The sequence below is a fragment of the Corynebacterium uberis genome (assembly GCF_020616335.1).
Lineage (GTDB): Bacteria > Actinomycetota > Actinomycetes > Mycobacteriales > Mycobacteriaceae > Corynebacterium > Corynebacterium uberis.
The window spans coordinates 794,251-807,886 of the sequence record NZ_CP085051.1; the positions used below are offsets into that span (position 1 = coordinate 794,251).

Genomic DNA, 13,636 nt, shown 5'->3' on the forward strand with positions numbered 1-13,636 from the left:
TGCTTAGCCTTCCTGGTCGGTGCCGGAGTGTGACTCGGATGCGGAGCGGGCCCGCTGGGCGGCCTGCGCGGCCGGGCTTCCCGGACGCTTCTTTTCCACCCATCCCTCAATGATGCGCTGTGGTCCACCGGAGACCACCAGCGCACCGGCCGGGACGTCCTGTCTGATCACTGTACCCGCCCCGGAGTAGGCCCCGTCACCCACGGTGACCGGGGCGATGAACATGGTGTCCGAGCCGGTGCGCACGTGGGAGCCCACCGTGGTGTGGTGTTTGTTCACCCCGTCATAGTTGACAAAAACGCTGGAGGCTCCGATGTTGGATTCCTCACCGATGGTGGCGTCGCCCACATAGGTCAGGTGGGGCACCTTGGAGCCGCGCCCGATCTGGGCGTTCTTGGCTTCCACGAACCCGCCGAGCTTGCCGTCTTCGCCCAGGACGGTGCCGGGGCGGATATAGGTAAACGGGCCCACGGTGGCGTTCGGGCCAATCTCAGAGGACAGCCCGTGGGTGCGCACGACGGATGCGCCCGCGCCGATGGTCATGTCTACCAGGGTGGTATCCGGCCCAATGGTGGCGCCGTCGGCGATGGTGGTGGTCCCGCGCAGTTGGGTGCCGGGCTCGATGGTGACGTCCTGGCCCACGCTCACGGTCACGTCGATGAAGGTGGTGTCAGGGTCGATGATGGTGGCACCCCCGCGCATGGCCGCTTCGACGGTGCGGCGGTTGAGCACCTTGCCCGCCGCGGCGAGCTGGACGCGGTCATTGACCCCGGCGAGTTCTTCCGAGTCTTCGGCCACGTGCGCGCGTACGGCAAGTCCGTCGCCGCGGGCGATGGCCAGCACGTCGGTGAGGTAGAGCTCGCCTTGGGCGTTGTCGGCGGTGATCCGGCCGAGTGCGTCGCGCAGCACGTCTGCGTCGAAGGCAAACACGCCGGAGTTGACTTCGTGGATGGCTTTTTCTGCGTCGGAGGCGTCCTTTTGTTCCACGATGGCGGTCACCTCGCCGGCCTCGTTGCGCACGATGCGTCCGTAGCCGGTGGGATCATCAAGCTCCAGCGTCAGAACGGTCACCGCGGTGGGGGACTGGGTGTGGGCGCGGGCCAGCCTGGCCAGCGTCTCCGGGCGCAGCAGCGGCACGTCACCGTTGGTCACAATCACTGTCCCGCTAAACCCGTCGAGCTGGCCTAGCGCGCACTGTACGGCGTGCCCGGTGCCCTTTTGTTCCTCCTGGATGGCAACGGCCACCGGACGATTCAGCTCCTGGGCCACCTTCTCGACCGCGGGGGTGACCTGGTCGCGCTGGTGGCCCACCACGGCGACGATGCTGGTGGGGTCCATCCCCGCGGCGGCGTGCAGGCTGTGGGACAGCAGGGTGCGTCCCCCGATTTCGTGCAACGTCTTTTGGGTGGCTGACTTCATGCGGGTGCCCGCACCTGCGGCGAGGACGATCACCGCGCAGGAGGGCGGAGTGAATTCTGTGTTGTTCTCGGTGGGCACTGGTAGACCGCCTGCCTTCCTGTTGGGACTCATCGATGGCGCGTGAGATGGCGCGTGAGATGGCGCGCGGCTGGTGGAAGTCTCACGGGCCACAGCATAGCGTGAGGCTAGGGTAGGAGGTAGAAGAGTTGAACCTCAAGGCTTAAAGGTGAGTCGATATAAATGATGAACATCCAGCGCAGGTCCTTCCTCAAGGGCGCAGCATTTCTTGCCGCTACCGTCGCCGCCGGTCCGTTGATCGTCGCCTGCGGGTCCAAGCACAAGCAGGCCACCCCGCGCGGCTATGACGGCGCCCGCCGCGCACTGCCCATCCCCCCGCTTCTCGACGGCTCCGTGGTCGCCGGAGTGCGCACCTTCGACCTCCATGCGGGGGAGGCCCAGGCGCAGATCCTCCCGGACGTCACCACGCCCGCCTGGGGCTTCAACGGCGGCCACCTAGGCCCCACCCTGCACCTGCGCCGCGGGGAGCAGGTGCAGGTCAACGTCCATAATGGGCTGAAAGAGATGACCACCATCCACTGGCACGGCATGAAGCTGCCCGCCATTGCCGATGGCGGCCCCCACCAGCCCATCGAGCCGGGAGATTCCTGGTCCCCGACCTGGAAGGTCGAGCAGCCCGCGGCCACGCTGTGGTACCACCCCCACCCCCACGAGCGCACCGCCCTGCACGCCTACCGGGGATTGGCCGGGCTGATTGTCATTGACGATGACACCTCCGCCAAGGTCGACCTGCCGCACAACTACGGCGTGGATGACATCCCCGTGGCCATCATGGACCAAAAGTTCAACGAGGACGGCACCCTCAACGAGGAATCCGACCCCGACCTTGGCCTCAAGGGAGACACCCCCACCCTCAACGGGATCACCAACGCCGAATTCACGGCAACCACCCGCAGGGTCCGCCTGCGCCTCCTCGACGCGTCCACCATGCGCTTTTTCAACCTGCGCTTCTCCGACGGGCGCTCCTTCCACGTGGTGGCCACAGACTCCGGGCTCCTAGACAAGCCCCTTGAGGTCGACCACCTGCGCATCACCCCAGGCGAGCGCGCCGAAATCGTGGTGGACCTTGACGAGGGCAAGGACCTCACCCTCCAGGCCACCCCCTTCGAGGACAACTTTGGCGTCCCGGATGACGAGTACACCCTCGACTTTGGCCTCCAGGACAGCTTTGACCTGCTGCTCATCCACGGCCCCGAATCCGCACCGGCCCCCGCCGCGCTGCCCGCAGTCCTCGAGCCCGCCGCCGCCAAACCGCTGGACATCAACGGCGCCGTCGAGCGCGAATTCGTGCTCAACACCTTTGAAATCAACGGCCAAAGCATGGACATGTCTCGCGTGGACCTCACCATCGACCGCAAGGCTCCGGAAATCTGGACAGTCACCAACGAAAACCCCGACTGGATCCACAACTTCCACATTCACGACGCCGCCTTCAAGGTGCTGTCCATGGAGGGTACCGACGTCGACGTGTTCACCGACGGCTGGAAGGACACCGTGGGCCTGCCCCCGGGAGCCACCGCCAAGCTGGCCGTCACCTTCGGCTACTACCCGGACCCCAAGTGGGCCTACATGTACCACTGCCACATGCTGCTCCACGAGGACTCCGGGATGATGGGCCAGTTTGTCATCACCGAGCCCGGCCAGAAGGCCGCACTCGCCGCCCCCATGGCCGGCGAGCATCACCACCACGGGCACTAGTGAATAGGAGAACACTCGGCTTTTTCATTACTTGTGTTTGGCCTTTTTGCTTGCTGACCACAAGCAATCCCGTACCGCTCGAGGAGCAGGTACGGGATTGGGGTTAGCGCAGAGACTATCCAGACCCTGCTAGGGATCGACGCGGGAGTTTAGGCCACTGCCGCGTCCGCTCGGCGGGAGAAGCGCTCAGGCAACACTGCTGCGACGAGGAAGAGGACCATAGCCACGATCGCTCCGCCAAATCCTGCGATGTTGATGCTTCCCAGCGGCAGCAAGCGGAAGGACGCCAGAGAAACGGCCCCGATTATTCCTGCGACGATCAGCAAGAGACGTGTTTTTCCGCTGGACTGTGCTAGAGCTAGGCCAACGGCGGCAATTGAAAGGATTACTCCGCCCCAGATGAGCACAGGGAACCACGGTGCGAGATCGTGTGCGGAGGCGTTTCCGAAGACAAATATCGCAAACACTGCAGTATTAGCAATCGCCAGAATTCGTGAGATCATGATATCTCCTAGTCGGCTGCAGCAGTCACCGCAGCATAGCGGCGTTCGGCCATGACTTCGCAGTTTCTCCAGGTAGTGTGGGGCAGCTGCGCCGATAACCAAGGCTGACGCGAAACCGATTGTGGCACCCTCGTGACAGGATTCTTTTCCGAGAAAATGCGTTCGTCACAGGCAAGCCTAAGACGGCTTCACGGCTACCGCAAGACTGTATATCAAGTTGTTATTAAAAGTTTAGCATGTAAACTTTTTTGGTTCGTAAAACGTGTGCTCCTACCGGGGTGGGCTGGAAGCTAGCTCTCGCTCTTGCGCCCCGCCACAACCACGTACCAATAGATCAGCGGGCCGATCAGGGGGACCATCACAAAGAGGATGCTCACCAGGGTCTTCTGGCCCTGGGAGAACTCCGGATTCTTTACCACGTGGCTGATGGCGTAGATGGTCACGGCCACTGCCGCCACGGTCAGCGCCAGCACGCCCACCGTCCACATGGCGTCGTAGGTGGCGGGCAAGGGGGAATTGGATGATTCGGCAAGCAGCATGAGTCCTCCTAGTGTCGGTGCTGTCTGGTTTTAGGCTACCCTGCCTGTGGCGGGCAGACCATGGCCACGGGGGAGGGGGCGTGCCGGGAGACCGTGGTGGTGATGCTGGCCTTGTCAAAGAGGTAGCGGTCATCGGAGGACTCGATGACCGCACCGTCGGGGGTGAACGCTCGGCGGCGTACGCGCAGCAGGGCAGTACCGGTAGGAACGCGCAGGAGTTCAGCATCCGTGGGGTCGGCAGGCAGCGCGTCGATAGTGCGGGTGGCGCGATCGATGGGCACCCCGCAGTCCACGAGTCGCTGGTAAATGGACCCAGAATCGGGATCGAAGCTCAAGACGTGTTGGCCGAACTCGAGCGGATAGTTGAGGCGTTCCACCATGGCCGGGGTGCCGTCCATGAGTCGCAGCCGCAGGACGCTGACGACGGGGGCGGCGTCGGCAAGCTCAAGGGAAGCGGCCAGGCTGGGATCGGCCTTGGTACGGGTGACCCACTGGGTCTGCTGGCCTGGTGTGACCCCGGACGCCTGACACCACTGGGTGAAGGAAAACAGGTGATCAAAGGACTGCGTGGGCAGGGTGTCTATGACGCGGGTGCGCCGTCCCTGCCCGGAAGAGACCATGCCTTCCTGGCGCAGGATTCCCACGGCCTGGCGGACTGTGCCTCGGGCGGCGTTGAATTGTTCACACAACTGGGCCTCAGAGGGCAGTGGATCGCCGGGGGACAGGGTTCCCGAACGGATGTCATGGCGTAGCTGCGCGGCGATCTCCATGTATCGCTGGACAGGTGGGGTGGCCACGGGGCCTCCTTTGCTGGACAAGTCAACCGTCCCAGTGGGGTGTGTGAGTCAGGGTGGTACGCGGCAGTAATTGAAGTTCATGATAGCGGAACCGATGTGCGGGGCCCTCCCACTGAGCGGAGGAAAGCGAACAACCGGTAACAATTTCATGAACATGTCTAGTCAAGTATGGCGAGTGGGGGTGAGATCTGCGCATAATCACACCATGACTACTCACACTGTGGCTGCACACTCTGCGCAGCCAACTACTGACCTACTCATCGTCGGCGCCGGAATTATCGGCTTGGCCACTGCCTTTTGTGCCCTTGGGGAAGGCCGCACGGTCCGCATCGTCGACGCCGCCGGAGGGTCTGCTGGCGCCGTTGGCGCCTCCATTCAAAACTTTGGTCATGCCTGTGTGACCGCCCAGTCGGACCTCATCCAACCGGTGGCACAGGCCTCCCGTGCAGGCTGGCTGCGCGCCGCTGCGGCAGCTGGCTTCTGGGCCCGTGAGGCGGGCACGTGGGTTCCGGCCGTCACAGAAGTAGAAGCCCAGGTGCTCGATGAATTTGCCCACCACCGTGGCAGCCAGCAGGTGCGGCTGATCGGCCGTGACGACGTTGCTGCTGCGCTGGGGAATCCTGACCTTGCAGCCGTCTCAGGCGCGCACTTCCCGCGCGACCTGCGAGTCAATCCCCGCGAGGTGGTCCCGGTCCTCACACGCTACCTGGCCGACCAGGGCGTGGAATTCGTGTGGAATGCCCGTGCCCTGCACGTTGGTGATGGCACCGTGGAGACCACCGCGGGCACGTACGCAGGCACCCAGGTGGTTGTCGCACCTGGACACCAGTTGTCTGGGCTTTTTCCCCAGTTGGCGCAGCGTCACCAGGTGCGGGTGTGCGAGCTGGTCATGTCCATGATCCGGCGGCCCGCCCACACTCCGGAGGACTTGAGTGTGCTCACCGGGACCTCGTTGGCGCGCTATGACGGCATCGCCGCCATGCCCAGCGTGACGGCGCTGCGCGAGGAGCTTGTCCAGCGCGAGCCGCGCTTAGTGGATTGCGTGGCTAACCTCATGATGACGGGTACAGCTGACCACGTGCTCATTGGTGATTCGCACGCCTACTCGCAGGCTCCGGATCCCTTCATCGACGCGGAGATCGCGCAGCTGCTGCTCGATCGCGGATGTGCGTATCTGGGCATTGAAAAGCCCTGTGTGGTGCAGCGATGGAAGGGCATCTACGCCGATAGTACCCAGACCAACCTGGTGCTGGAGCGCCCGGATGCAGCCACGACCGTGGCGGTGGTGACCTCCGGGATCGGCATGACGCTGTCTTTTGGTATCGCGGAATTGATCCTGAGTGGCGGCAATGTTGCGGGCTTCTAGGCGGCGGTGAACACTCGGTGACATGTCCATGAATTGCCCTAGCTACTATAGACAAGTGCCGTGCGGTGTCGGACAATAAGACGAACGACGCCGCATGAAGGGGCGTCGATAAGCACACTCAGCAACCCCTGCTCCCCGCGAAAGGCCGGAACACCACATGTCCCACACCCGCTGGCTGACCGGATGCCTGGCACTGGCAACCACCACAGCACTAGCCAGCTGTGCATCAACACCCACCGACGCGCCCACCACCATCACCTTTGCCGCCGTTCCCGCGGAATCTGCCATGAGCTTGGAACAAAGCTTTGGGCACCTCACAGCCCTATTGGAAAAGGAAACCGGTGCGAAGGTGGAATTTCACAACGCATCGGACTACGCCGCCGTCATCGAAGGCATGCGCGCAGGCCAGATCGATATAGCCTCACTCGGGCCGTTTTCCTACGTCATTGCCAAAGGCACCGGGATGGACTTAAACCCAGTAGCCGCCGCCTCCCACGCCAAGGACCAGGCGCCCTCCTACACTTCCCGGGCCTACGTGAAAACAGGCTCCGCCATCCAGTCGCTCAAACAGGCCGAAGGTCACCGGGTCTGTTTGGTGGACAAGGCGTCTACCTCCGGATACCTCGTCCCCCTCAAAGGTTTCATGGACGCACAGATAGACCCCAACACCGGCATTGAGCAGGTGCTCAGCGGTGGGCACGACGCCGCGCTGCTGGGTCTGAAATCCGGCAACTGCGATGTCGCCTTCGCGCATGACGCCATGGCCACCACGCTGGAAAAGTCCGGGCAGTTACGCGCAGGTGAGATCCAGGAGATCTGGAAGTCAGAACCCATCCCGGAAGACCCCTTGACCGTGAATAATTCCACGCTGACCCCACAGCTGCGCGAGAAGATCACCACCGTGCTGCGCGAACAGGCCACCAAGCCGGCCTTAGTTGAGGCGGGAATCTGCCCGAGCGAACACGACTGCGAGCTGCCGGAAGAAACCGAGTATGGCTACCTGCCGGTTGACGATTCCTCCTTCGACCCCATCCGTGACCTGTGCACGACAACCAAGGCGGAGGCGTGCCGTGGCCTTGTCTAAACAGCAGGCAGCGGGCACCCCGCATCATGAGCCCACGCAACCTGTCCACTCCACACTGCCCGCGGACTACCAACGTGACCTCGACGCGGTCTATCCCGTGCAGCTCAACGGCCTGACCAAGGCGTACGGGCAGGTCACCGCTCTCAATGACATCACGGTGGGCTTCCGTACTGGGTCCGTCACCGCGGTGCTTGGGTTGTCAGGATCCGGCAAATCCACGCTCTTATCCCACATCAATGGCATGGCCACCCCCACCCGGGGAACCGTCCGGGTGCTCGGCCATGAGGTCAATGCTCTGCGTGGCCGCCCGCTGCGGCGGCTGCGCCGCGATGTGGGCATGATCTTTCAGAGCTTTAACCTGGTTGGCCCCATGAGCGTGCTAGAAAACGTGTGTACCGGCGCGTTGGGCAGGCTGCGCGGTCCCCGCATTAGCCTCATGATGTACCCGCGGGCCGTGCGCGAAGAGGCGATGGCCAATCTTGAACGGGTGGGCCTGTCCAGCCACGCACACCAGCGCGCGGACACGCTCTCCGGCGGCCAGCAGCAGCGCGTGGCCATCGCCCGCGCGCTCATGCAGCATCCTCGCATTTTGCTTGCCGACGAACCCGTCGCTTCCCTTGACCCCGTCTCCGCACAGGAGGTCATGGGGCTGATCACTCACATCAGCCGCGAGGATGACCTCACCGTCATCATGTCCTTGCACCAGGTCCAGCTCGCTCTCGATGTTGCGCAGCGCGTCATCGGATTGCGCGGTGGCCACCTGGTGCTTGACCAGCGCACGGACACTCTCACCGCCGCGCAGGCCAGCCAGATCTACAGTGCGGTGGCCAGCACGCAGACAGCTGAGGTGCCCGCGCAGTGACCACTCTGAAAGCCCCGAAGCGCGCACCGATTCCAGCGCTTCCCGTTCGCCTGGCCCAGCCGGGCACCGCGGCCTGGGTGGTAGTGATGATCCTGCTTGCCGCCGGACTTTGGTCCATGTACTCGCTGGGCATCAATGCTGCTGCTCTGGCTCGCTCGGGCACCAACGCAGTGGCCTTTGTTCGGCGGCTTGTTCCTCTTGACTTCCCTGGGTTTGCAGAAACTGCGCAGCTTGTCGGCCAGACCCTTGCCATCGTCATCGCTGCGACAGCTGTGAGCGTGGCCCTTTCCCTCCCCGTCGCATTGCTGGCGGCGCGTGCCACCACACCGGCACCGTGGGCACGGCGCGGGGCGCGCGCAGTGATCGTTGGTTGTCGCGCTGTGCCGGACCTAATTCTGGCCATCATTTTTGTGCGCGCCTTCGGCCTGGGTGCCACCGCCGGCGTGTTGGCCATGGGCATCCACTCAGTAGGAATGGTGGCCAAACTCTACGCCGATGCCATCGAAGACCTCGATCCCAGCGCGCGCCGTGGTGTGGCGGCTACCGGTGCGAGTCGTGCCCAGCAGATCATCGCCGCGATTCCCCAGGCCTTGGCGCCACAGCTTATTGCCACGGCCCTGCACCGGTGCGACATCAATCTGCGTACGTCGGTGCTGTTGGGGTACGTCGGCGTGGGCGGAATAGGACTGGCCATCGCAGATGCACTGCGCGTGCTCAACTATCAGCGCGGGATGGCGCTCGCGCTGATTGTGCTGGTGTTGTGCATCGCCATGGAAATGGTGTCCGGAGTCGCGCGGGCGGTGCTGCAACGCGGTGGGGCTGGGGGCGTCGGCAGGCGCGGTGTGCTGCGTGGGGGCGGAAGCGCGGGGGCGTCGATACGCGAGAACAACACCACGCCGCCGTGGACGTGGCAGCGCAGTGGTCGCACCGCGGTGTTCGCGCTAGTGACAACGGTGGTCGTGGTCTCTTTCGTGGCTCTTGATTCCAGCCCGGCGCAGCTTACCCATGGAATCTCGCTGCTTCCAGAGACCCTGGCGCTATTGTGGCCGCCCACCACGGGCGGGGCGGGGGCGGCGATTTGGGCGGCGCTGCTGGTGACCATCCAGATTGCGCTGGCAGCTACCGTGATCGGAATGGTGGCCGCTGTGCCCATCGGGATCCTTGCCGCCCGCAATGTGGTGGCCAATAGGGCGGTGCACAGCTTCTTTCGGCTGCTCATCGTGGTGGTGCGCGGCATCCCAGAACTCATCGTGGCCATCATTTTCGTGGTGATCTCCGGACTGGGTGCCATAGCCGGAACGCTGGCGTTGTCCCTCGGCGCGGTGGGGTTGCTGTCCAAGCTGGTCGCTGACTCTGTGGAAGAGACGGATCAGCGTGTGCAACACGCCGTGGCAGCCACAGGGGCCAATCCCGGACAAGTGTTTTTTGCTGCCACGGTGCGCCAGGCTGCCCCCGCGCTGGTCGCGCACATTCTCTATCTGCTGGACACCAACGTGCGCTCGGCCACCCTGTTGGGCGTGGTGGGCGCCGGCGGCGTGGGTTTCCTGCTGCTCAACGCTGCACGCATCAATCAATTCGGGGTGGTCTCCGCCATCGTGCTGATCATGGTTGGCATCGTGGTGCTCATTGAGGCGTGCTCGATGTGGCTGCGCGCGGTCATGTCGGCGCGATCTGCCACGCAATCCGCCGCACGTCGGGCGAGTGCGGCCCAACATCCCTCAGTTACCCAAGGAGTAAAGCAATGAACAAATACCAGCTTGTTGTCTGCGACATGGCCGGAACTACCATCAACGATCGCGATGAGGTCTACCGCGTCCTGCGTGCGGCCACCGAGCGCGAAGGGGCCCGGTTGAGCGATGCTCAGTTCCAGGAACACATGGGCACAGAAAAGCGCGACGCCATCACGCAACTGCTGCGCATCGGAGGTATTGAGCCTACGCAAGAGCTGGTGGGCCAGGCCTTCGCGTGGTTCACCGCCGAGCTGCGCCGCACCTACCAACAGACCCCACCCGAGCCGCTCGAAGGGGTAGCCCCAGCTCTGCGGAGGCTGCGGGGCGCTGGCGTGACTGTGGCGCTGACCACCGGGTTTTCCCGCGAGATCACCGACATCATCCTCGCCGGGCTGGGATGGGAGCCGGGCGCGCCGGACAGCGTCATAGACATCAGTGTGGCTGGTGACGAAGTCGCCCACGGCCGGCCCGCCCCGGACATGATTGAGCGTGCCATGAGCATCGCCGGGATCACGGATCCGAGCGAGGTGCTCAGCTGCGGCGATACCCAGGCGGACGTGCGCTCCGCCCAGCGCGCCGGCGTCACCGCAGTCGGCGTGCTGACCGGTCACCTCAGCCGCGAGGACTTTGCCGCCCTGGATACTGCGGTGGTGCTCGAATCTGCCGCCGACCTGCCCGAATTGGTCATCGGTTGATGCGCGCCCAGGCTCAACTATGGAGCGGAGGGCGCAGCTTCTCGCTTATCGACGCCCCCCTTCCCACACTGTCCGCAGGCGAAGTGCTGGTAGCACTCACGGCGGCGACGGTGTGCGGATCAGACCGTCACACGATCTCCGGACGCCGCAGCGCCGCGTGCCCCTCGATTCTTGGACACGAAGGCGCCGGGGTAGTGGTGGAGTCGCGCCGCGATGGAGTGAGAGCCGGTGATGCTGTGGTCCTGGGTGTAACGAGTTCGTGCGGGACTTGCCCGCGGTGTCGCCGCGGCCTGGCGGCCAAGTGCCTACACGTGCGCAAGGTCGGCCACGAGCGCTTCGATCCCGCAGATACCTGGGTGCTGTCTGGAACCTACGCCACCCACGTGGTCGCCCCGGCTGGACTTCCCGTGGCTTTCGCGCCGCACGGGCTTCCACTTGGAGCCGCCGCCACCGCCGGATGCGCAGTAGCAACGGTGATGGCCATGCTGGAGGCCGCCGGGCAGCTGCGGGGGCGCCGCGTGCTGGTCATGGGATTAGGCCTGCTGGGGTTGTGTGCGGCGCAGGCGGCGCTGCACGCTGGGGCGCACGGCGTCCATGGTGCGGATCCTGACCCTGCCGCACGCTCGTGTGCTGCCGGGATGGGTGTGACGGTGAGCGCCGACGTGCCTGAGTCCTGTTGGGACATCGCTTTTGAACTGTCCGGCTCGCAGGCTGGGGCGCGGTCCTGCGTTATGGCACTGGACGTTGGCGGCACCGCTGTGCTGGCAGGCACCGTGGCTCCCGTGGGAACCATTGACGTGGACCCGGAGTGGATAGTGCGCGGCTGGCGCACCGTCACCGGTGTGCATAACTATCAGCCCTGTCACCTCACCCAGGCAGTGGAGTTTCTGGATGGACCGGGGCGGGGACTGCCCTGGGACACCATCCTGGGGCGGCGCTACGGCTTGGCTGACCTGCCGCGCGCATTCGCAGAGGCTACGGGCCTGCGTGCGGTGGTGGAGTTCTAGCCCCGCTGGCGCCTCGCTTTGAGCCGTGGCCTAGTCCTCGGGTAGAGTGTGGCGTGCGCGCAAGCGTGAGATTCCCCATGGTGTAATCGGCAACACTACGGTTTTTGGTACCGTCATTCTAGGTTCGAGTCCTGGTGGGGAAGCAATGATAGGGGGAAAGCGGCTGGTTGGGGGTAGTCCAGCTCGAGGCTGAACCTGGTTAGATTCGCAGGAACATGGGCCGTGGGAAAATGCCGTCTGCCGCGCCTGAAGGTGCACTCTTTATTGCCGGACTTCTTGCTCTTGCTCTTGGGCAGGCAATCAGGGCGGGTGTCAATAGTGCGGTAATTATTGGTGTGGTGTTCACCATCGTGGGCGCATTCGGATGCCTTTATCGCATTGTTCTTGGCGCAGCGCCCGGTCCGCGGAAGGGTATTCAGTGGGGCTGTTTCCGTGGCCATCGAACCGGATGGAATTCTCACGGGAGCACCGTTGTATATCGGTTTAGCCATTGTGGTCTGCCTGTTTTTGCACCGGGGCGAAGGGCAGTGAGAACTGCCAATAGGGTGCGCATGGTCGCGCTCTGGAGCTGTACTTGAGTCTGGGGCCTTCGCGTCAGGGGCCATTGTGTCTAAGGTAGGGGAAGTGAAGACAATGCCGATCCCACCCTCCGGGAGTCCTCGGGTGGTGTTCTACTATGACGCCACCTGCGGGCTATGCGTGCGTTCGGCACGGTGGGTCCAGGCCGTGGATCGGCGGGGACGCGTGCAGTTTCTTGCCCTGGATAGCCCCGGTGCCCTAGCAGCGCTGGGAATCACACAGCAGCAGGCTCAGGCCACCGCGTGGGTGATGCGCGGCACTGAGCGGCTGCGCGGTGCCGGTGCGGTCAATGCTGTATTGGATGCGCTGGTCAGTGCGCATTTTCGGGGCTTTAGCGCCATCTACCGCGTGCCTGGTATTCGTTTCCTGGAGGATCGGGCGTATCGGTGGGTGGCGGAGCATCGGCATCTATTTCCCGGTGCACGGTCGTGGTGCGATGGGCAGCGGGGAGTGTGTGCGCGATAGCGTGACGGGAGGGGGCGTCGATAAGCAAAGATAGGACCTCCACGGTTGACCAGATACCCTGGTTGCCATGGTGAGACAGCGGATGAGTGGGCGCGCCCGGCGTGAGCAGCTCATCGAGATCGGGCGGCAGCACTTTGCGCAGCGCGGTTTCGATGGCGCCACAGTAGAAGAGATTGCGGCCAGCGCGGGGGTGACTAAGCCGGTAGTCTATGACCATTTTGGGGGAAAAGAGGGCCTGTATGCGGTGATTGTGGATCGAGAAATGCTCCACATTGAGCAGGTGATTACCTCGGCGCTGTCGGAGGGGGGCTCGCATGAGCGTATTGAGCGGGCGGTCCTGGCGCTATTAACCTACGTCGAGGAGCGCACGGATGGGTTCCGTATTCTGGTACGGGATTCCTCGCCGCGGATGGGCTCGTCGAATGCCACGCTGCTTAATGCGACGGTCGGCCAGGTGTCCTATATTTTGGCGGGCAAGTTTGAGGAATTTGGGCTGGACCCCACAACCGCGGTGCTCTATGGGCAGGCGTTGGTGGGAATGGTGTCCATGACGGCGCAATGGTGGCTGGATGATCGTTCCATTGACAAGCGGGAGGTGGCGCGGCACATCGTTAACCTGTGTTGGAATGGGCTGCACCACCTGGAGATGAACCCGCATCTGTCCGATCGGGTGGTGGCGGCGCTGGATGCGCATGATGCAGAAAAGCGGGCCCAAGAAGGGCAGGTCCAGGAAGAGCAGGCCCAGGAGCCCCAGCAGGTCCACGAAGACAAGAAGATCCAGGAAGGTTTTGCACAGTAGTGTCTAGTAATTCGG

13 protein-coding genes are annotated in these 13,636 nt (G+C 63.8%); 9 read left to right on the forward strand and 4 right to left on the reverse strand.

The annotated features are described in order from the left end of the window. Positions 1–3 precede the first annotated feature (3 nt). Positions 4–1,530 (reverse strand): bifunctional UDP-N-acetylglucosamine diphosphorylase/glucosamine-1-phosphate N-acetyltransferase GlmU, encoded by a 1,527-nt coding sequence (gene glmU, locus LH390_RS03680; protein WP_399524775.1) that lies wholly within the window; start codon positions 1,528–1,530, stop codon positions 4–6. Positions 1,531–1,659: 129 nt separating this feature from the next. On the opposite strand from glmU, the gene LH390_RS03685 reads away from it, so the two are divergent. Further along, positions 1,660–3,195: a multicopper oxidase family protein gene (locus LH390_RS03685; protein WP_399524774.1), complete on the forward strand. Its 1,536-nt coding sequence runs from the start codon at positions 1,660–1,662 to the stop codon at positions 3,193–3,195. A gap of 149 nt (positions 3,196–3,344) precedes the next feature. On the opposite strand, the gene LH390_RS03690 is transcribed toward LH390_RS03685, so the two are convergent. The 3 genes from LH390_RS03690 to LH390_RS03700 all read right to left on the reverse strand — a co-directional run bounded on the left by LH390_RS03690 (position 3,345) and on the right by LH390_RS03700 (position 5,034). Then, entirely contained in the window at positions 3,345–3,698 is a 354-nt protein-coding gene (locus LH390_RS03690; protein ID WP_227280533.1) for a hypothetical protein, read from the reverse strand. Positions 3,699–3,988: 290 nt separating this feature from the next. Continuing rightward, positions 3,989–4,237 (reverse strand): hypothetical protein, encoded by a 249-nt coding sequence (locus LH390_RS03695; protein ID WP_227282571.1) that lies wholly within the window; start codon positions 4,235–4,237, stop codon positions 3,989–3,991. A 35-nt stretch (positions 4,238–4,272) separates the two neighbouring features. Further along, positions 4,273–5,034 (reverse strand): GntR family transcriptional regulator, encoded by a 762-nt coding sequence (locus LH390_RS03700; RefSeq protein ID WP_227282570.1) that lies wholly within the window; start codon positions 5,032–5,034, stop codon positions 4,273–4,275. A 205-nt stretch (positions 5,035–5,239) separates the two neighbouring features. Between LH390_RS03700 and LH390_RS03705 the strand changes: the two genes are divergently transcribed. The 8 genes from LH390_RS03705 to LH390_RS03740 all read left to right on the forward strand — a co-directional run bounded on the left by LH390_RS03705 (position 5,240) and on the right by LH390_RS03740 (position 13,621). Continuing rightward, positions 5,240–6,400: a TIGR03364 family FAD-dependent oxidoreductase gene (locus LH390_RS03705; RefSeq protein ID WP_227282569.1), complete on the forward strand. Its 1,161-nt coding sequence runs from the start codon at positions 5,240–5,242 to the stop codon at positions 6,398–6,400. Positions 6,401–6,557: 157 nt separating this feature from the next. Next, a complete protein-coding gene (locus LH390_RS03710) occupies positions 6,558–7,484 on the forward strand; it encodes a phosphate/phosphite/phosphonate ABC transporter substrate-binding protein (RefSeq protein WP_227282568.1) in 927 nt (308 codons plus the stop codon). Between the two features lie 55 nt (positions 7,485–7,539). Continuing rightward, on the forward strand, positions 7,540–8,346 hold the full coding sequence (gene phnC / locus LH390_RS03715) for a phosphonate ABC transporter ATP-binding protein (protein WP_227282635.1): 807 nt from the start codon (positions 7,540–7,542) through the stop codon (positions 8,344–8,346). A gap of 116 nt (positions 8,347–8,462) precedes the next feature. Then, complete coding sequence (locus LH390_RS03720) at positions 8,463–10,091, forward strand: PhnE/PtxC family ABC transporter permease (protein ID WP_428845118.1); 1,629 nt, start codon at positions 8,463–8,465, stop codon at positions 10,089–10,091. Continuing rightward, positions 10,088–10,771: an HAD family hydrolase gene (locus LH390_RS03725; RefSeq protein ID WP_227282567.1), complete on the forward strand. Its 684-nt coding sequence runs from the start codon at positions 10,088–10,090 to the stop codon at positions 10,769–10,771. The genes LH390_RS03720 and LH390_RS03725 overlap by 4 nt, the downstream gene beginning before the upstream one ends. Beyond that, positions 10,771–11,778 carry an alcohol dehydrogenase catalytic domain-containing protein gene (locus LH390_RS03730; RefSeq protein WP_227337391.1) on the forward strand — a complete coding sequence of 336 codons (1,008 nt, stop codon included), beginning with the start codon at positions 10,771–10,773 and terminating at the stop codon, positions 11,776–11,778. The genes LH390_RS03725 and LH390_RS03730 overlap by 1 nt, the downstream gene beginning before the upstream one ends. A gap of 633 nt (positions 11,779–12,411) precedes the next feature. Next, positions 12,412–12,822, forward strand: coding sequence for a thiol-disulfide oxidoreductase DCC family protein (locus LH390_RS03735; protein ID WP_227282565.1), 411 nt, complete (start codon positions 12,412–12,414; stop codon positions 12,820–12,822). 67 nt (positions 12,823–12,889) lie between these two features. Continuing rightward, positions 12,890–13,621: a TetR/AcrR family transcriptional regulator gene (locus tag LH390_RS03740; RefSeq protein ID WP_227282564.1), complete on the forward strand. Its 732-nt coding sequence runs from the start codon at positions 12,890–12,892 to the stop codon at positions 13,619–13,621. The last annotated feature ends 15 nt before the right edge of the window (positions 13,622–13,636 follow it).

What these genes read in the sequence shown, in the direction of transcription:
- LH390_RS03705 (WP_227282569.1), top strand. Translation starts at nt 5,240, where the DNA reads ATGACTACTCACACTGTGGCTGCACACTCTGCGCAGCCAACTACTGAC.
- LH390_RS03695 (WP_227282571.1), bottom strand. Translation starts at nt 4,237, where the DNA reads ATGCTGCTTGCCGAATCATCCAATTCCCCCTTGCCCGCCACCTACGAC.
- LH390_RS03710 (WP_227282568.1), top strand. Translation starts at nt 6,558, where the DNA reads ATGTCCCACACCCGCTGGCTGACCGGATGCCTGGCACTGGCAACCACC.
- LH390_RS03740 (WP_227282564.1), top strand. Translation starts at nt 12,890, where the DNA reads ATGGTGAGACAGCGGATGAGTGGGCGCGCCCGGCGTGAGCAGCTCATC.
- LH390_RS03685 (WP_399524774.1), top strand. Translation starts at nt 1,660, where the DNA reads ATGATGAACATCCAGCGCAGGTCCTTCCTCAAGGGCGCAGCATTTCTT.
- LH390_RS03725 (WP_227282567.1), top strand. Translation starts at nt 10,088, where the DNA reads ATGAACAAATACCAGCTTGTTGTCTGCGACATGGCCGGAACTACCATC.
- glmU (WP_399524775.1), bottom strand. Translation starts at nt 1,530, where the DNA reads ATGAGTCCCAACAGGAAGGCAGGCGGTCTACCAGTGCCCACCGAGAAC.
- LH390_RS03690 (WP_227280533.1), bottom strand. Translation starts at nt 3,698, where the DNA reads ATGATCTCACGAATTCTGGCGATTGCTAATACTGCAGTGTTTGCGATA.
- LH390_RS03730 (WP_227337391.1), top strand. Translation starts at nt 10,771, where the DNA reads ATGCGCGCCCAGGCTCAACTATGGAGCGGAGGGCGCAGCTTCTCGCTT.
- LH390_RS03720 (WP_428845118.1), top strand. Translation starts at nt 8,463, where the DNA reads ATGTACTCGCTGGGCATCAATGCTGCTGCTCTGGCTCGCTCGGGCACC.
- LH390_RS03735 (WP_227282565.1), top strand. Translation starts at nt 12,412, where the DNA reads ATGCCGATCCCACCCTCCGGGAGTCCTCGGGTGGTGTTCTACTATGAC.